Origin of the sequence: Rathayibacter sp. Leaf185 (assembly GCF_001423885.1) — a bacterium.
GTDB lineage: Bacteria > Actinomycetota > Actinomycetes > Actinomycetales > Microbacteriaceae > Rathayibacter.
This window is the reverse complement of record NZ_LMPP01000001.1, coordinates 825,126-842,845: the sequence shown is the minus strand read 5'-3', so window position 1 is coordinate 842,845 and position 17,720 is coordinate 825,126. Positions and strand designations below refer to the sequence as shown.

Here is a 17,720-nt window from a genome sequence, read left to right as displayed (position 1 = left end):
CATGACCGACCAGACGCTCAACGGCGCGACCGTGGAGGTCGTGCGCTCCTATCTGCTGGCCGCGGCCGACGAGATGCGCACCACGCTCATCCGCACCGCCTTCAACCCGGTCATCTACGAGGTCTTCGACTTCGGGATCTCGATCTACGACGAGGACGCGGAGCTCGTGGCCGAGGCTCCCGGGCTCACCTTCTTCCTCGGTGCCAACGACTACTCGCTGCGCAAGGGGATCGAGTACGTCGGCCGCGAGAACCTGTTCGAGGGTGACATCGTCCTGCTCAACTACCCCTACTGGAACGCCGCGCACGCCTACGACGCGACGCTCTTCGCGCCGGTGTTCCTCCCCGGGGGCGAGCAGCTGATCGGCTACGTCTGCGTGCGTGCGCACTGGATGGACCTCGGCGCGAAGGACCCGGGCTACGTCCTCGACTCGACCGACGTGCACCAGGAGGGGCTGCTCTTCCCGGGCACCAAGGTGTGGAGTCGCGGCGAGCCGGTGCACGACATCCTCGAGCTGATCCGCTTCAACTCCCGCCTCCCCGACCTCGTCCTGGGCGATCTGCACGCGCAGGTGTCGAGCATCAGGACCGGTGAGCGCCGCCTGATCGAGATCGTCGAGAAGTTCGGCCGGCCGACCGTCGACGCCGCGGTCGCCGTCGTGCGCGCCCAGGCCGAGGAGGCGACCCGCGAGGCGCTCCTCGCCCTCCCGCAGGGCACCTGGAGCGCCGAGGACCTGCTCGACGACGACGGCATCAGCGACGACCCGCTCCTGATGAGGGTCACCGTGACCAACGAGGGCGGCGAGCTCACGATCGACTTCGCCGGCTCCGCCCCGGCCGCCAGGGGTCCGGTCAACATGCCCTTCGGCGCCACCATCGCGCTCGGCAAGGTCGTGCTGAAGAACCTGACCTCGAGGGAGGCTCCGAGCAACGAGGGCACCACGGTGCCGCTGCGCGTGCTCGCCGAGCCCGGCACCCTGTTCCACGCCGTGTACCCGGCGCCGACCTTCACCCTCTGGACCGGCATCGTCGCGCTCGAGCTGATCTACAAGGCCCTCGCGCAGGGCATGCCCGACCTGCTCGCGGCGAGCTCGGGCGGAGACGTGCCCGGCTTCATGATGGTCGGCGACCACCCCGACACCGGCGAGTTCTACGCGATCAGCAACAACGACCCGGTCGGCTGGGGCGCGAGCCCGGGACACGACGGCCTGAACGCCACCATCCACCTCTCGGAGTCGACCGTCCGCAGCACCCCGCTCGAGGTGCTCGAGGCTCGCAGCGGCATGCGGTTCGAGCGGATGGAGATCCGCACCGACTCGGGCGGCGCGGGGCGGTTCCGCGGCGGCAACGGCATCGTCCGCGACATCCGCTTCGTGGCGCCCGGTGAGCTGCTGAGCGTGATCAAGAAGACCAAGACCCGGCCCTGGGCGCTCGACGGCGGGCAGGAGCCGGAGCCCAACCGCGTCACCACCTTCCCCGGCACCGAGCGCGAGGCGACGGTCAGCACGAAGCGGGTGCCCGTGCAGGCCGGGGATCTCATCCGCATCGAGAGCGCGGGCGGCGGCGGCCACGGCGATCCGCTCGAGCGCGATCCGGAGGCGGTGCGCCGAGACGTCGCCGAGGGCTACGTCTCGGCCGAGGCCGCCCGAGCGGTGTACGGGTTCGAGTCGTGACCGACCCCGCGAGCCTCAGTCTCGTCGCCGGCACCGCGGCCACTCCGTCGAGCCTCGTGCTCACCGAGGCGCGGGTCGTCGACGTCGTCGCAGGAGTCTCCGTACCGGGTGCGGTCTGGGTGCGCGACGGAGTGATCGCCGCCGTCGGGCCGCTCGACGAGGTGCGCGCGGCCGCCGGAGGTGCGACCGAGCGCTCGCTCGGGGGCGCGAGCCTGCTGCCGGGCCTCATCAACATGCACACCCACTTCTCGCTGGCCCTCCCGGGCGAGCGGGGTGCCGCGATCGCGAGCCTGGACGCCGCCGGGACGGCCCTCTACATGGCCGACGGCGCGCGCCGGGCCCTGCTGGCCGGCATCACCACGGTGCGCTGCGTGGCCGAGCGCGGGCACGCCGACTTCGCGCTGCGACGGGCGATCGAGCGGGGCGAGGCCCAGGGCCCGCGGATCCTGACGGCCGGACAGGCGCTCGTGTGCACGGGTGGCCACGGGCACGAGAACGACGACACCCTCGAGTGCGACGGCGCCGACGGCTTCGCGCGCGGCGTGCGCTCGCAGATCAAGGCCGGCGCCGACCTGATCAAGGTGATGATCTCGGGAGGCATCGCCGGCGAGCACGAGAGCATCGACACCCCGCAGCTCAGCGACGCCGAGATGGCGGCGGTCATCGGCACCGCGCACGCCTGGGGCCGCAAGGTCACCGCGCACGCCGGCCCCGCCGCGGTGATCGCGCGCGCCGTCGAGCTCGGCCTCGACTGCGTCGAGCACGGCTACGAGCTGACCCCGGAGGTGGCCGCGGCGATGGCCGAGGCGGGCACGCACCTCGTGCCGACCCTCGTCGTCACCCGCTGCCAGGAATTCTTCGACGAGCTCGGAGTCCCCGCGTGGATGCAGGCGCGCTCCCTCGCCGCAGGGCCCCGGCACCTCGAGTCCTTCCGCATGGCGATCGAGGCCGGCGTGCCGATCATGGTCGGCAGCGACATGCCTCCGTTCTGGTACTTCGAGGGCACGACCGCGATCGTCCGCGAGATGGAGCACCTGAGCGAGCAGGGCCTCGGACCGGCAGCGACCCTGCGAGCGGGCACGATCACCCCGGCCTCCTGGCTCGGCATCGACGCCGAGGCGGGCAGCATCACGGTGGGCAAGCGTGCCGATCTCGTGGCCGTCGCGGGCGACCCGCTGGCCGACATCAGCGCTCTGCGCGGCATCCACTGGGTGATGCAGGGCGGCCGCATCGTGCGCGACGACGAGGGGGCTACTCCGTGACCACCGCTGACGTCGACGAGCGGGAGGAGGTGCTCGAGAGTCTCCGCGACATGTACCGCGGCTACCTCGAGAACGACCGGTCCCGCTTCGACCGCCACCTGCACGACTCCACGACCACGTGGGAGAGCCACCTGCCGCGGCTGTACTCCCGCGCCGAGCTCGATGCGTTCCGCGACGCCCGGAGTGCCGGCGAGCGGCCCGCCGTCGCCGAGCTGCGCGTGGAGCCGCGCCGCGTCGAGGTGTGGGGCGCGACCGCGCTCGCCGCCTACCTCCTCGTCGTGGTGCCGCCCGGGGGAGGCGAGCCGGAGTCGACGCGCATCACCGATGTGCTGCGCCGCGAGGAGGACGGCTGGCGGATCGTGCACCACCACGCGGTGGCGTGCGATGTCCCCGACGAGGACCGGGCGGCGGACGCGCCGATGACGGAGGAGACCCGATGAGCGGCATCACCAACGGAGCCATGTCGGACGCGGGCGGGCAGGGCTCGCCCGACGACATGGCGCTCTACGACATCGACGTGGTCGTCGACCGGATCGAGGGCCGCTCCGTCTGCGGCATGCGGGTGGGCGACCGGTTCGGAGTGACGGAGTCGAGCCGGCTCTCGACCACGAGCGGTCACTTCTGCCTCTACGCGATCCAGGCGGTCCTGCCGATGATCCCCGCCAAGCAGCGCCCGCTGCCGGCCGGGGACTGGCTCGAGAAGGACTCGGAGGTGGCCTGCCCCGACCCCGAGGAGCGGCTGATCATGCGGATCGAGCGCGGCGAGCTGCGAAGCATGCGCTCGGAGGATCTCACGTGAGACTCCCGGTCGAGATCGGCATCGGCATCCAGACCGACAAGGAGCCGGGCCGGTACGGCGAGCTCGCGCGCCTCGCCGAGCAGCACGGCATCGATGTCGTCAGCGTGTTCAGCGACCTACTCTTCCAGCCGCCGATCGGCGCGCTGCTCGAGATGGCCCGGGCCACCGAGCGGGTGCGGCTCGGCGCGGCCGGGTGGAACCCTTTCACCCTGCACCCGTACGAGATCTCCGGGCAGGTCGCGCTGCTCGACGCCGCGAGCGACGGCCGCGCGTACCTCGGCCTGGTGAAGGGCACGTGGCTCGGAGCGATCGGCGTCGCTCAGCCCAAGCCCGTCGCTCAGCTGCGCGAGGCGGTGGCCGTGATCTACGCGCTGCTCGGAGGCTCGGGCGACGCGGTCGAGGGCGAGTTCTTCCCGCTCCAGGCCGGCACGAGGCTCCGCTACCCGGTGCTGCGCGCCGCTCCGCCGCTGCTCCTGGGCAGCTGGGGGCCGCTCGGCGTCGCCCTGGCGGGGCGGATCGCCGACGAGCTCAAGATCGGGGGCACCGCCAACCCCGACCTCGTGCCCGTGATGCGCGAGAGGCTCGCCGTCGGAGCACGCAGGGCGGGCAGGGACGCGGAGGACGTCCGGCTCGTCTTCGGCGCCGTCACCGTCGTCGATCGCGACGGCGAGGCGGCGCGGGCGGTCGCTCGCCGCGAGGTGGCGATGTACCTCGATGCGGTGGGCGAACTGGATCCGACAGTGACGATCGAGCCCGAGCTGCTCGAAGAGGTCCGTGCCCGCCTCTCCGAGGACGATCACGAGCGGGCCGGCGCGCTCGTGCCCGACGCGCTGCTCGACCGCTTCTGCTTCTCGGGAACGCCCGTCCAGGTCGCCGCGCAGGCGCAGGCGCTCATCGATGCGGGTGTCGACCGGGTCGAGTTCGGGACCCCGCACGGGATGCTCGACGACGCCGCCGGCATCGAGCTCCTCGGTCGCGAGGTGCTGCCGCTGCTGCGCCGGGACCGCTGACGGGCGCGGGGGCTCAGGCCTTCGGCCAGAACGCTGCCGCGTGGGCCAGCGCGCGGCCCTCGAGCTGCAGGGTGAGCGTCTCGAAGAGCGTCACCGCGGCAGGTCCCGGCCAGTCGTCTCCGAGCACCTCCGCGGGCAGTCCCGGGTCCGAGAAGGGGAGCGGGCGCCAGTCGTCCACGACCGCGAGGTAGCACCGCAGCGCCTCCGGCCCGTCGAGGCCGTCGGACCGGGCGAGCTGTCGGGAACGCTCGGAGTAGAGCGCGATGAACTCCCGGTACCGCTCGGCGATCCCCTCGAGATCCCAGCCGCTGCGCAGGAGCCGGTCGATGTCCTGGCCGCCGGCGTAGTCGCCGACGAAGATCAGCGACTGGGAGCCCATCTCGAGCTCCTCGATCGCCTTGCGGGCGGCGTCGAGCATCCGTGCCGGCGCGATCCAGACTGCGGATCCGACGTTGCCGAAGCCGATCGCGGTGAGGTGGGTGCGCAGCTTGTGCCGGAGCGCGCGCTCGGACTCCGCCACCGTGAAGTGGACGATGCACCAGCCCTGGTCGAGCAGCGCGGCCTGTCTGGCGTGCCAGATGACCTCGTCACCGGCGGCCAGCGCGGTCAGGGCGAGGGGTGTCAGGGCGTACCCCTTGACCTTCGCCCGGGTCTCGGCGACGAGCCAGCCGCGCTGCTTCAGCCGGAAGATGGCCGTGCGCACGCCCGCCTCGTCGAGACCGGAGTGGCCGAGCATCTCGACGGCTCCGGCGACCGGCACCCAGTTCCCCAGTCGGCGGACGATGGATCCGAGGAAGGTGACGAGCACGGTCCGCGACCGGCGGACGCGCTCCTCCGGCCGCGGGGAGCCGTCGGTCGTCTCGAGCGCTGTCTCGGTCATCGACGCCATTATGTCAGCGTCGCGCTCGTCACGACTCCGTCATGACGACCGTGCGAGTCACGGGCAGCGGAACGCGCGCAGCCACTCCGTCGCAGTGAACTGCCGGCCGGCCGTGACCGACAGCGCGTTCGCGCACGTCACGTCCTGGCCGATGTCGGGTCCGGTCACGCAGCCGAAGTCCTGATCGGGGTGGTCGAGGACCCGGATCGGCGCCGTGGCGCCGGGGCTCAGCTCGATCTCGGACCAGGAGCACGACCAGCTGATCGTCGCGGCGGTGTCGTTCGTGAGCGAGATCTCGTGCGAGGGGGCGCGCGTGGCGAAGGGGTCCAGGGCGACGAGGCCGACGTCCGCGACTCCGACGACCGCGACGGCGACCGCCAGGCCGACGACGATGCCCCGCCTCCGGGAGGCACGCGGCGGTGCACCCGCATCGGTCACGGCGCGCCGGCCGTCTAGATCGCGGGCGGGTACAGGAACAGCGGCACCTGCGCCGTCGGGAACGTGCGGGTCACGTAGCTGTGCTTGCCGCCGTAGTTGTACTCCTCGAGGAGCACGGTGCCGTCGTCGTTCACCTTCTGCACGTACGAGACGTGGTTGTACGTCCACCAGGCGACGCAGCCGACGATCGGCACGGCGCTGGTCGCCCAGCCCTTGGCGGCCCAGTTGTCGGGCCACTCGTAGGCGCTGCCGCCGAGCGGAGTGATGTTCCCCCAGGTGTACTTCCAAGGCGCGGAGGCGGCGCCGGCGTCGCGGTTGAGGCGCCAGGCGACGAAGTCGACGCACTCGCGGTAGTAGTAGCCGAGCGGCGAGAGTCCGCCGCCGTCGTCGTCGATGGTCTCGTAGGGCCACGGGTAGTCGTCGCCGACGGCGCGGGTCTGCACGGTCGAGAACGCGCCGCCGTCGGAGCTGGACAGCACGGCCGCCTGCCGGCTGGCCTCGTCGAGCTGCGCCTGGGTCGGGGCGGCGAAGGCGTCGCGCACAGCGGTCTGGCCGGCCGCCTCCGACGAGACGGTGAGGTTCTGCAGGTCGACGCGGGCGGTGCCGGTCGCGGCGGTGCCGGTCGTGCTGCGCGCTCCGTAGGCGGGGATCGCGGCGGTCGCGAAGAGCCCGCCGACGACCGAGAAGGTGGCGAAGCCGAGGGTGCGGCGGCTCAGCCCGTGCGAGCGGGTGGGCGCCGGGGCGGTGATGCGCTGCGTCGGAGCGGCGACCGGGCGGGGTGCGGCGGCACGGGTCTCGGCGGCACGGGCCTCAGCGACTCGGGCCTCGGCGGCGCGGGCCTCCCGCCGGGTGAGCGGGGCCGCCGCGGCGGGGGAGGAGGTGTCGTGACACTCCGCTGGGACCGGAATGTCTGGGCTCGACACGCGTGCGCTCTCCTCGGGATCGGGGCTGGGGACTGCCGGATCGGGCCCGGCGAGGAGCGAGTCTAGCTCGGGGCCTGAAGATCACGAAACGGTCACGGAGGAATCGGTCAGCCGACTCCGAGACAGCGGCGGGCGCCGATGGGAGGATGAACGCCTCCGGGAAGGACACGCCATGACCGATCCGCTCCCCTCCGGACCCGTGCTCGTCGGCGTCGTCGACGGCCAGCGCCCCGAGGTCGTCAGCACCGCCGCGCGCTTCGCCGCCGGGCTCGGTGCGCCCCTGCTGCTGCTCACGGTGGCGCCCGATCCGTATCTGGTGGGCGAGTACGTCGATCCGATGACCGGCGGGATCCCGATCGGGCTGGTCCCGCGCGAGGGCGGCGGGCCGAAGGTCGCTCCGTCGCTCCGTGAGGCGGTCGAGGCGGCGCTCGCCGGCATCGACGTGCCGTGGACGCTCCGGGTCGCCGAGGGCGAGCCCGCGCTGGCGCTCAGCGCCGTCGCCGAGGAGACCGACGCGCGGATGATCGTGGTCGGCACCCGCGACTCCGGTGTGCTGGCGAGCATCGCCGAGTTCTTGAGCGGCAGCGTCGCGGTGCACCTCGCGCACCGGCAGCACCGCCCGGTCATGGTCGTGCCACTGCGCGACTCGCCGCGGCGGGCGCCGTGGGATCTGGCGGAGTGACACCGCTGCACCTGCGGCCGGGCGCGATACTCGTCGTCGCCGCGGGAGGAGTGGTCGGGACCGCCGGTCGCTACGGCGTCGCCCTCCTCCTGCCGCCGCTCGGCGACCTGCCCGTCGCCACGATCGCGGTCAACCTCAGCGGCGCCTTCCTCCTGGGCCTGCTGCTCGAGTCGCTGGCCCGCCGCGGGCCCGACGACGGCGGCTGGCGGATGGTCCGCCTGCTGCTCGGCACGGGGGTGCTCGGCGGATTCACCACCTACAGCACCTTCTCGCTCGACACCGTCGGGCTGCTCGAGGACGGGCGCTTCGCCGAGTCGGCGCTCTACGCCGCCGTGACACTCGTGATCGGGACGGCCGCAGCGGTGCTGGGCATCGCGGTCGCCGCGCGCCGCAGGCGAGCCGCCGCATGACCGGCCTCGCCCTGCTCGTCGCCGTCGCGCTCGCCGGGGGAGTGGGCGCCGCGGCCCGCCTCGTCGTCGACGGCGTCGCGCGGTCGCTGATCCCGGTGCGCTGGCCGGTCGGCACGGCGATCATCAACGTCGCCGGCTCGCTGCTGCTCGGAGTCGTCACCGGCCTCGCGCTCTCGGGGGCGGTCGACGCCGAGTGGCGGGCGGTGCTGGGCACGGGGCTCCTGGGCGGCTTCACGACCTTCAGCACCGCGAGCGTCGACGCGGCGCGGATGCTGCTCGCGGGACGGTGGGCGGCGGGCCTGGGCTACGGCCTCGGGATGTGGGCTGCGGCGCTCGCCGCGGCCGTCGTCGGGCTCGCGCTGACGGGGGCGCTCGCGCCGATGTGACCTCCCGATCGCCGTGACACCGCCGTTATCCGACAATGGGCGAAGATGTGCGTGTGACATCAATGGGGGGCGTTAAAGATCTGAGGCTGGCCGTCGTCGACGACCAGCCTCTCTATCGGCAGATGCTGACGACACTGCTGCGGTCGGTGCCGGGGGTGCGCAGCGTGATCGAGGCCTCGTCGATGGCCGAGGCGCGCGAGCGGCTGCGTCCGGCCGAGCTCGACGTCGCGATCATCGACATCGAGCTGGGCGACGGCGACGGGATCGAGCTGGGGCGCGAGCTGCGCGCCTCCTCGCCCGAGCTCGCGATCGTGCTGCTCTCGGCGGTCGACGCGATGCACCGCTTCCTGCGGCTCGACCGGTCGGAGGCGCGGGGCTGGAGCTACCTCTCGAAGACGTCCTCGCTCTCCGCGGCCGCGCTGCTCACGGCGATCCGGGCGACCGCCGACGGCCGCACCGTCCTCGATCCGGCGCTCGTCGCCGCACGGACCGCACGCCGCAACTCGCCCGTCGCCACCCTCAGCCGCCGGCAGTACGAGGTGCTGACCGGTCTCGCCTCGGGCCTCACCAACGCGGCGATCGCGGAGCAGCTCGGCATCGCCGTCCGCTCGGTCGACAACCACGTGAACGCGCTGTACGCGGCGCTCGGCGTGCGCTCCGACGGCGCCCGCAACCCGCGGGTCGAGGCGACCCTCCAGTTCCTCGAGCACACCGGATGACGACGCCCGCCGACGCCTCGGAGGACTCCCGGATCCTCCTCGGCGTCGTCGCGCTGCTCGGCGGCGTGCTCTCGGTCCTCGCCGCACTGCAGGCCGTCATCGCGCTCGGGATGCTGTCCGAGGCCGTCCGCGGGGTCGAGGGCGGGCCGGTCATCGATGTGGTCGTGCGGGTGATCGTGAACGGCTCCTCCTTCGGTCTGGCGATCGCGCTGCTCGCCGTCGTGCGCCCCGAGCGGTTCCGGAAGCGGGGGCGGGTGCTGTGGACCGCGGTGATCTCGGTGGGCGTCGCCGCCGTGCGCTGCCTGCTGCAGGTGCTGACCGGCGTGTACTCGGTGACGGCCGTGCACGTGCTGCTCGTCGAGCTGGTCGTCGGCGCGGTCGTCCTCGCGATGATCACGGCGTTCGGCTTCCTGCTCGTGCGGGCCGCGCGCCGCGTCCGCGAGAAGGAGCGCGCGCACGCCCGCGTCGTGCTGCAGGCGGTCGACGCCGTCCAGGCGCTGCAGCAGGAGGAGCTGCGCGTGCGCCGCGACATCGCCCAGCGCCTGCACGGCGCGCTCCAGGGCACGCTCGTCGTGCTCGTCGCCGAGCTGCGGGCCGCCACGGCACTCGGCGATCCCGCGCGCCTCGCCGCGGTCGCCGTGCGCCTCGACGAGCTGCGCGAGAACGAGGTGCGGGCCGCCGGCAACGCGCTCCACCCGGTCGACATCGAGCACGGGCTCGTCCCCGCCGTCCGCGACCTCTTCGCGCGCCTCCCGCCCGAGATCGCCGTCGACCTCGACGTCGACCACGGCTATCCCGAGCTCGAGGCGCGGAGCATCCCCGTCGATCAGCGGGTGCTGCTCGTGCGCGTGGTCGAGGAGGCGCTCACCAACGCGTTGAAGCACGGCGGCGCGCGAGCCGTGCGGCTGCAGCTGGCGGTCGAGGTGGACGACGTCGTGCTCGGCCTCGAGGACGACGGCCGCGGTATCGCCCCCGACGCGCGCTGGTCGGGCCTCGAGCGCCTGTCGCGGCAGTTCGCGGTCTACGGAGGCTCGCTCGAGCTGCTCCCGTCGGCCGCGCTGGGCGGCGCGCGGCTCGCAGCGCGGCTGCCGCTGCGGTAGGCGGGCCCCCTCGCCGAGGGAACCAGTTCTCCGCGAGACACCGCTGTCTGCGCGGTGTCTCGGCGAGAACTGGTTCGGTCGAGAGAAGGCCCGGCGATCTGCTCTTACCACGTCATCGGAACTCGGACACACTCCACCCCCGAACTGGACCTTGGAAAGTTCTGGGTATGTGACCACGATGAGGGACGCGCCAAAGTCGACGTTCTCGAGACGGACGGCGCCTCTCTGCCCTTCGTCCCACGGAGTCCCCTATGCGCTCGCGCCTGCTCGCCCTCGCCCTGACGGCCACCCTGGCTCTCGGCGCGGCCCTCGTCCCGACGGGCGCGGCCAGTGCCGGCACGGCCCATCCGATCTCCGACAGGGGAGTTGCCCACTCCGGCCCCGGTGCTCCCGATCCGTCGTCCGGTGCGCGCAGGCAAGCGGTCGCTCCTGAGACTCGTGCTGCAGTGACTCCGCCCGCGAACGACAACCTCGCCGATGCGACGAAGATCACGACTCTGCCCTTCTTCACGTCGAGTGCGCCGTATGCGGGAGCGACTCTGGAGTCCGGCGAGCCCGGTCAGTGCCGCACCACCGATCCCGACAACAGCGAGTACTTCACCGACGTCGTCAGCTCGGTCTGGTTCTCCTACACCTCCACGGCTCGTCAGACGTTGACCTTCACCGGAGAGATCGCTGGCCACTCCACCAACGTCATCAGCTATGAGTCGGCGCCGATCGCCGACCTCTCCAGGATCAGTTGCACCGACACGGAGTACCGCAGCGAGAACTACGTCCAGGCGGAGGCGGGGAAGACCTACTACTTCCAGGTCGGCGACTTCTACGGTTCGCCCGTGACCGACGACCAGAGGGTGGAGCTCCGCATCGCGGCGAGCGCTCCTGTCGTCGGGACGACCCCCGCAGATGCCGTCGTGATTCCGTCCCTCCCCGCAACCGTCTCCAGCTCGACTAACAAGGTCGACTCGAACTGGGTAGAGCCCTCCTACAGCTGCGACGGCGGTGACAGCGTTCTCATGGGCACTGTGTGGCACCGATTCACGGCCTCGAAGTCCGGCTCCGTGCTCGTCGACCTGCGTGACAGCTACAACGACACTGTCGCCGTCGTCTGGGAATCGGACGGATTCGCGCCGACCAGCCCGATCGGATGCAGCCCCATCGGACCGAGCATGCAGTTCGGCGGAGACCCCTTCGTCCCGGCGAACGCCAAGATGACCTTCACCGCCACTGCCGGCGCCACGTACTTCATCCAGGTCGGCGGCGATGGCTGGGGTGGAGGCGACCACGTCCTCAAGGTCTCCAACGTCGGGACACTCACCGCATCGACACCGACCATCACCGGCGAAGCAGGCGTCGGCAAGACCCTGACGGCGAACCCCGGAACCTGGGGCCCCTCGCCCGTCGCGCTGACCTACCAGTGGAAGGACAGCAACGGGTACCCGATCTCCGGCGCTACGGCCCGGACCTACTCCCCGTCCACGGATCAGGCCGGCGGCATCGTCTCCGTCTCGGTCACCGGGAAGAAGAGCGGGTACGCCGACCGCACCGTCGACAGCGCGCCGATCTCCGTGCCCTACCTCCAGTTCACCTCGGCACCGGTACCGACCATCACGGGATCCGTGGTCGTCGGCGGGACTCTCACCGCACAGCCGGGCACGTGGAGCCCCGCGCCGGACGATCTCAACTACTCGTGGGAGCGCAACGGCGAGTACATCGCCTCCGGCCCGACCTACACGCTGGTGACCGCGGACCGCGGGGCCTCCATCACGGCGATCGTCTCGGGGAGCAGGGCCGGCTACGGATACGTCCAGCGGGAGAGCGCCCCCGTGACGGTCCCCGCTCCTGCCCAGACCCTCGCGCCCACCCCGACCGTCTCGGGCACCACCTCCGTCGGCTCCACGCTGACCGCGAATCCGGGCACCTGGGACGCGGGCACGACCCTCGCCTACCAGTGGAAGAGGAACGGCAGCACAGCCATCGCCGGGGCCACCGCCGGAACCTACGTCCTCACCTCGACCGACGCCGGCGCCACGCTGACCGTGACGGTCACCAGCACGAAGCCCGGATACGCGACCGCGACCAGGACGAGTGCGGCCACGGCGACGGTCACGACCGCATCGACGACCGCGATCACCGGCCCGACTCCGACGATCACGGGCACCGTGCAGGTCGGCAGGACCGTCACCGCGAGCGCCGGCACCTGGGCGCCCGCGCCGGTGGCGCTCGCCTACCAGTGGAAGCGCGGCGGCGTCGCGATCGCCGGGGCGACCGCCGCGAGCTACACGCTCGTCGCCGCCGATGCGAGCACGAGCCTCACGGTCGCGGTCACGGGGTCGAAGTCGGGCTTCGCCCCGGTCGCCAGGACCAGTGCGGCCTCGACGGTCACGCCCGCACTTCAGACGCTGATGCCCACTCCCACGATCACGGGAACGCTGAAGGTCGGCTCGACCCTCACCGCGAACCCGGGGACCTGGGATGCGGGGACGACGCTCACCTACCAGTGGAAGCGCAACAGCGGCGCGTACATCGTCGGCGCGACGAAGCCGACCTACGTGCTCACCGGTTCGGACGCCGGCGCGACGATCACCGTCTCGGTCACCTCGACCAAGCCCGGCTACTCGCCCGCGACCAAGTCGAAGGGTACGACCGAGACCATCGCGGTCGGCACTCTGACGAGCGCGACTCCGACGATCACCGGCACGGCCGCGGTCGGGAAGACGCTGACGGCGGTGCCGGGAGCGTGGGGCCCCGCCGCCGTGACCTACGCCTACCAGTGGAAGCGCGGCACGACCGCGATCTCGGGAGCGACCGCGTCCACCTACACGCCGGTCGCGGGCGACGCGGGAGCCTCGATCTCGGTGACGGTGACGGGCTCGAAGACCGGCTACACCTCGGTCGTGAAGGCGAGCGCCGCGAAGACCATCGCCAAGGGCACGCTCACCGCGCCCACGCCGACGATCTCGGGCACCGCGAAGGTCGGCTCGAAGCTGACCGCCGCTCCCGGCACGTGGGGGCCGGCGCCGGTGGCGCTGACGTACCAGTGGTTCCGCGCGGGCACCGCGATCAGCGGAGCGACGGCCGCGTCGTACACGCCGGTCGCCGCCGACAAGGGCAAGGTCGTCACCGTGAAGGTCACCGGCACCAAGGCCGGGTACACCACGGTGACGGTCGCCGGCGCCGTCAAGACGATCGGCTGAGGTCCGGCGCCTCCGGCTCTCGGGGGCACGTTCGGCTCGCGGGATCACGTTCGGCTCGTCAGAACCGGCGAATCCCGCGAGCCGGACCGCGTTCTGCGAGCCGGAGGCGGCTGTCATCCCTCCGCCGGGTCTCGTGTGGCGCGAGTCGTCCATTCGTGGCGCCTTTGCCGGTCCGGTGTCGGTGCTCGCTGGTTCGATGTCCGTATGGCAGTTGCAGCAGAAATGAGACCCGCGGAGGCGTCACTCGACGCGATCCGCGAGGGCGCCGATGAGGTCGGCCGGCTCGCCCGGAACGCGTCCCCGGCTCTGCTCGCGGCTGCCGAGAAGCTCTACCAGGTGTACCGGGCAGCGTTCTCGATCCCGCTCGCATTCGCCCGCGGCGGCCTGTCGAGCAGCGAGTCCCACGACCTCGTCGAGCGCTCGATCCGCGCCGAGCTCGCGGTCGGATCGGGAGTGTCCGAGCGCGAGCTGTCCCGCGAACTCGAACGCGCCCACCTGCTCGTCGAGGACCTGCCGCTGACGAGGGCGGCTCTCGCGGCCGCACGCATCCGCTGGCGGGCGGCCGAGGTGATCTGCTCCGTCGCCGCACTGCTGCCGAAGGAGTCGCTCCCCGAGTTCGACGAACGCGCCTCCGAGCTGGCGATCTCGAAGACGCCGACCCAACTGCGGCGCGCAGTCGACCGCCTCCGGGACGAGCTGCACGACCAGCCCCTCGAGAAGCGGCACGCCCGCGCGAAAGAGGACCGCAGCGTCTGGCTCACCCCCGAGACCGACGGAATGGCGACGCTCTCCGCGTACCTTCCGGCGCCAGACGCGGTCGGCGCGTACAACCGCCTCGACCGCATCGCGCGGACACTCCGCGACGGCGACAGCACTCACGGAGACGAGCGCACGCTCGCGCAGCTGCGCGCCGACGCCCTCGCCGATCTGCTCTGCGACGGCGACATCGCCGGCACCACCCCGGTCAGCGACGGAACGACGACTCCGACGTTCGTCCCCGGAATCCGCGCGGACGTACGCCTCACCCTCGCCGCGAGCACCGCCGCGGGCCTCGATGACGCGCACGCCGACCTCGACGGCTACGGAGCGATCCCCGCCGCGACCGCCCGTCACCTCGTCGGAACCGCGGCCACGTTCACCCGCGTCCTCACCGACCCGGACACCGGCACCGTCACCTCCGTCGGACGCGCACACCGCGTCCCACCACCGCCGATGCGCCTGCACCTGCAGCTGCGCGATCAGACCTGCCGCTTCCCCGGCTGCACCCGACCCGCCTCCACGGCCGAGGCCGACCACACGATCGAATGGCGCAACGGAGGCGAGACGGCGCTGAGCAATCTGGCCTCGCTCTGCACCGCCCACCACCACGTCCGCCACGGCGACCGCTGGACCTACCGCCTCCACCCCGACGGGACAGCCGACTGGACCACCCCCACCGGCCGCCACGTCAGCACCCGACCACCCGCCCTCCCCGGACGACCGCCCGCCCCACCGCCGCGCCCGCGCTTCGACGATGAACCGCCCCCGTTCTGACGCCCCGCGCCGCGCCCGTCCGACTCCAGCGGGCATCCCAGCGGAAGCCCGTCCCGTGCTGATCGAGTAGCCCGCGCAGCGGGCGTCTCGAGATCCACCAGCGCCGCGAGGCAGGCCACGGCGCCGATCTGCTGAGCCAGGTTGGCGCGGCTGGGCCCGCAGGCTGTTCGACCAGCAGACATGTCGGCGGCGTCTCGTTTCCCCCTCCGCCCAGACGCGGACCGCTTCTCGGTGCACTCCGTCCTGAGATGCTGCTCGTCGCAGGCATGCCGCCGCCTCCGCCGTTTTGCCCAGCAAACGGGGGATAGCGCACGATGCGTCGCGGCCCGGAAGATCTGCCAGAGTAAGCGCGACCCCCGAACGCAGGGGCGACGGGGGGCCGCGTGAGCGACGAAGCTGTGGGCACCGCCGTCCCCGGAGTCGCCCTCCCCGAGCAGGCCGCGTCGGCAGGCGCGGTGAGAGCGCTCCGGCTCGGAGTCGGTACCGCGGGCATCCTCCTCGCTCTCGTCCTCCTCGTGCCGCACGCGCCCGCACTGCCCGGGCGCTGGCTCCCGTTCCTCGTGCTGCTCGCCGCGATGTGGGTCACCGCCTCGTTCCGCCTCGAGCTCGCCTCCGGCATCGGCACGGTGACCTTCGGAGTAGGCGCGTCCGTCCTCGCGTTCCTCGCGCAGGACGTCCCGGCGCCCGAGGCGCTCCTGCTCTGGCTGATCGCCCTCGCGCTCTTCCAGGTGCTCGCGCGCAGACCCTGGCTCGCCGTCGTCTACTGGACAGGCCTCGCCTCGCTCTCGGGCGGAGCCTTCCTCCTCGTGCTCTCCCTGTTCCCGCAGACCGGCTGGTGGCCGGTGCTCGCCGCGGTCCCGGCGGTCCTCGCCTACGGTGCGATCTCGATCGGGTTCGAGTACCTGCAGGCGTGGCTGTCGCTCGCCCAGGTCCCGGATGTGCCCCGCCCCGCCCTCCGCCCCGATCGCGTCGTGCTCGTGCTGGCTCTCAATGCGGCGCTGGTGGCGCTCGCCTACGGAGCGCACCTCTCTTCGGGTGTCCAGCGGATCGAGATCGCCGACGGTCTCGACATCCGCTCGGCCAACGCCCTCGGGATCGTCGCGCTCGTCATCGCCGTGATCAGCCAGAATCTGCGCCGCAGCCGTGTCGAGCGCAAGCTGAACAGCCTGATCGAAGCCTCGCTGGCGCTGCCCTGGGGGGATCAGGCGGCGATCTTCGAGACGCTCGAACGCGCGGCGCGCACCGCGATCCCCTCGGCGAGCACGCGCATCGCCGACCGGCCCGGCCGCCCCTTCGAGCTGTCGGCGCCCGTGACCGCGCCGGGCACCGGCGTCCGCCACCTCGTCCTCACGCGCCGGCCCGACTCCGACGGGTTCTCGGTGCTCGAGCACCGGACCCTGCTCGCCCTCGCGCACATCGCGACGCAGGCGCTGTACGACCGACGCAACACCCGCACCCTGCGCGACCAGGCGACGACCGACTCGCTCACCGGCCTCACGAACCTCCGCGGGCTCTACGAGGAGTTCGCCGCGATCGACGACCCCGGCCAGCGCGCCATGCTGTTCATGGACCTCGACGACTTCAAGGCCGTCAACGACACCTACGGGCACTCGACGGGCAACGTCGTGCTCGAGGAGGTCGGTCGCCGGATCCGGGAGAGCGTGCGCGGCGAGGACGTGGTCGCGCGCATCGGCGGCGACGAGTTCGCCGTCCTCCTCGACTCCGTCACCGCCGGAGCCGTCGCGCTCCGGATCGCGCGCGCTGTCGAGCGCCCCGTTATAGTCGGCGGCGCGACCCTCGACCCCCGCATCAGCATCGGCGCCCCAGTCGCCGTCGACAGCGGCAGCTTCGATCGGGTGATGCAGGAGGCGGACGCGCGGATGTACGAGTCGAAGAAGGATCGCAAGGGCTCGGCGACCGAGGGGGCCGACCTCCTCGCCGAGATCCACGCCGCGGTGCTGGGCGGGACCGTTCGCGTCGCGTTCCAGCCCGTGATCGACGTCGCGGAGCGGCGCATCATCGGCTTCGAGGCACTGGCCCGTCACACGCGACCGGACGGCACTGCGCTGAGCCCGCTCACGCTGGTCGACATCGCCCGTTCGCTCGGCCTGCTCGACCGGCTGACGATGCAGATCGTCGACCAGGCGGTGGAGTGCATGGCCGAGTTCCGGGAGATCGACGACAGCGTCGCGTTCCTCAGCGTCAACATCGAGGCCGAGCAGCTGATGCACGACGACGTCGTCGACCTGATCCGGGCCCACCGCACTGCGGAGCTCGGCATCCAGCTCTGCCTCGAGCTCACGGAGGGGTCGATCGGCCACGTCGACGAGGCTGTCATCGAGCGGGTGCGGGTGCTCACCGCCGACGGCATCGCGATCGCCCTCGACGACTACGGGCAGGAGCACGCGGCCGCGGCGGCCCTGCTGACCGTCCCGCTCAGCATCGTCAAGATCGACCGCGTCTTCCTCTCGGACGAGGAGAACCCGCGGCACGCCACGATCCTCCGCTCGATCATCAACCTCGTCTCGGACCTCGACATGCACACGATCGTCGAGGGCGTCGAGACCCCGTCGGCCCACGCACTGCTGACGAGCCTGCGCGCCGAGCGTGCGCAGGGCTACTTCTACGGGCGACCGCTGTTCCCCGAGCTGGTCAAGGAGCGCCTGCGCGCCACCGGCACGGCGGCCCTGCCCGACCAGCCTCCCGCCTGAG

Annotated in this window: 16 protein-coding genes; 13 read left to right on the top strand and 3 right to left on the bottom strand. The window is 72.2% G+C overall.

Annotated elements, in window-relative coordinates; genetic code table 11:
* Window position 1: 1 nt before the first annotated feature.
* Genes ASG06_RS04135 through ASG06_RS04115 form a run of 5 tightly spaced genes read left to right on the top strand, consistent with a single transcriptional unit; the run spans window position 2 to window position 4,743 of the window.
* A complete protein-coding gene (locus ASG06_RS04135) occupies window positions 2-1,672 on the top strand; it encodes a hydantoinase B/oxoprolinase family protein (protein WP_056038889.1) in 1,671 nt (556 codons plus the stop codon).
* Window positions 1,669-2,934 (top strand): amidohydrolase family protein, encoded by a 1,266-nt coding sequence (locus ASG06_RS04130; protein ID WP_231727604.1) that lies wholly within the window; start codon window positions 1,669-1,671, stop codon window positions 2,932-2,934. The genes ASG06_RS04135 and ASG06_RS04130 overlap by 4 nt, the downstream gene beginning before the upstream one ends.
* Complete coding sequence (locus tag ASG06_RS04125) at window positions 2,931-3,374, top strand: YybH family protein (RefSeq protein WP_056038887.1); 444 nt, start codon at window positions 2,931-2,933, stop codon at window positions 3,372-3,374. Before ASG06_RS04130 ends, ASG06_RS04125 begins: the two co-directional genes overlap by 4 nt.
* Entirely contained in the window at window positions 3,371-3,733 is a 363-nt protein-coding gene (locus tag ASG06_RS04120; protein ID WP_231727603.1) for a TIGR04076 family protein, read from the top strand. The genes ASG06_RS04125 and ASG06_RS04120 overlap by 4 nt, the downstream gene beginning before the upstream one ends.
* Window positions 3,730-4,743: an LLM class flavin-dependent oxidoreductase gene (locus ASG06_RS04115; protein ID WP_056038885.1), complete on the top strand. Its 1,014-nt coding sequence runs from the start codon at window positions 3,730-3,732 to the stop codon at window positions 4,741-4,743. The genes ASG06_RS04120 and ASG06_RS04115 overlap by 4 nt, the downstream gene beginning before the upstream one ends.
* 13 nt (window positions 4,744-4,756) lie before the next feature.
* Here ASG06_RS04115 and ASG06_RS04110 read toward each other — a convergent pair whose 3' ends face one another.
* From ASG06_RS04110 to ASG06_RS04100, 3 genes are read right to left on the bottom strand one after another with little or no spacing between them, the layout of a single operon-like run.
* Window positions 4,757-5,623, bottom strand: coding sequence for a PaaX family transcriptional regulator (locus tag ASG06_RS04110; protein WP_197409353.1), 867 nt, complete (start codon window positions 5,621-5,623; stop codon window positions 4,757-4,759).
* 57 nt (window positions 5,624-5,680) lie between these two features.
* A complete protein-coding gene (locus tag ASG06_RS04105; protein ID WP_056038883.1) occupies window positions 5,681-6,061 on the bottom strand; it encodes a hypothetical protein in 381 nt (126 codons plus the stop codon).
* Between the two features lie 14 nt (window positions 6,062-6,075).
* Window positions 6,076-6,984 (bottom strand): CHAP domain-containing protein, encoded by a 909-nt coding sequence (locus ASG06_RS04100; RefSeq protein ID WP_056038880.1) that lies wholly within the window; start codon window positions 6,982-6,984, stop codon window positions 6,076-6,078.
* 172 nt (window positions 6,985-7,156) lie between these two features.
* Here ASG06_RS04100 and ASG06_RS04095 point away from each other — a divergent pair, with 172 nt between their 5' ends.
* The 8 genes from ASG06_RS04095 (at window position 7,157) to ASG06_RS04060 (ending at window position 17,719) form a co-directional block, all read left to right on the top strand.
* Window positions 7,157-7,666: a universal stress protein gene (locus tag ASG06_RS04095; RefSeq protein ID WP_056038877.1), complete on the top strand. Its 510-nt coding sequence runs from the start codon at window positions 7,157-7,159 to the stop codon at window positions 7,664-7,666.
* Entirely contained in the window at window positions 7,663-8,076 is a 414-nt protein-coding gene (crcB, locus tag ASG06_RS04090; RefSeq protein ID WP_327205479.1) for a fluoride efflux transporter CrcB, read from the top strand. Before ASG06_RS04095 ends, crcB begins: the two co-directional genes overlap by 4 nt.
* Entirely contained in the window at window positions 8,073-8,462 is a 390-nt protein-coding gene (locus tag ASG06_RS04085) for a fluoride efflux transporter FluC (RefSeq protein ID WP_056038874.1), read from the top strand. The genes crcB and ASG06_RS04085 overlap by 4 nt, the downstream gene beginning before the upstream one ends.
* A 35-nt stretch (window positions 8,463-8,497) precedes the next feature.
* On the top strand, window positions 8,498-9,181 hold the full coding sequence (locus ASG06_RS04080; RefSeq protein ID WP_056038871.1) for a response regulator transcription factor: 684 nt from the start codon (window positions 8,498-8,500) through the stop codon (window positions 9,179-9,181).
* Entirely contained in the window at window positions 9,178-10,281 is a 1,104-nt protein-coding gene (locus ASG06_RS04075) for a sensor histidine kinase (protein WP_056038869.1), read from the top strand. Before ASG06_RS04080 ends, ASG06_RS04075 begins: the two co-directional genes overlap by 4 nt.
* Window positions 10,282-10,727: 446 nt before the next feature.
* On the top strand, window positions 10,728-13,475 hold the full coding sequence (locus ASG06_RS19825; RefSeq protein WP_156465852.1) for a hypothetical protein: 2,748 nt from the start codon (window positions 10,728-10,730) through the stop codon (window positions 13,473-13,475).
* A 204-nt stretch (window positions 13,476-13,679) separates the two neighbouring features.
* Complete coding sequence (locus ASG06_RS04065; RefSeq protein WP_082498918.1) at window positions 13,680-15,008, top strand: HNH endonuclease signature motif containing protein; 1,329 nt, start codon at window positions 13,680-13,682, stop codon at window positions 15,006-15,008.
* 383 nt (window positions 15,009-15,391) lie between these two features.
* Entirely contained in the window at window positions 15,392-17,719 is a 2,328-nt protein-coding gene (locus ASG06_RS04060) for a putative bifunctional diguanylate cyclase/phosphodiesterase (protein ID WP_156465851.1), read from the top strand.
* Window position 17,720 lies beyond the last annotated feature (1 nt).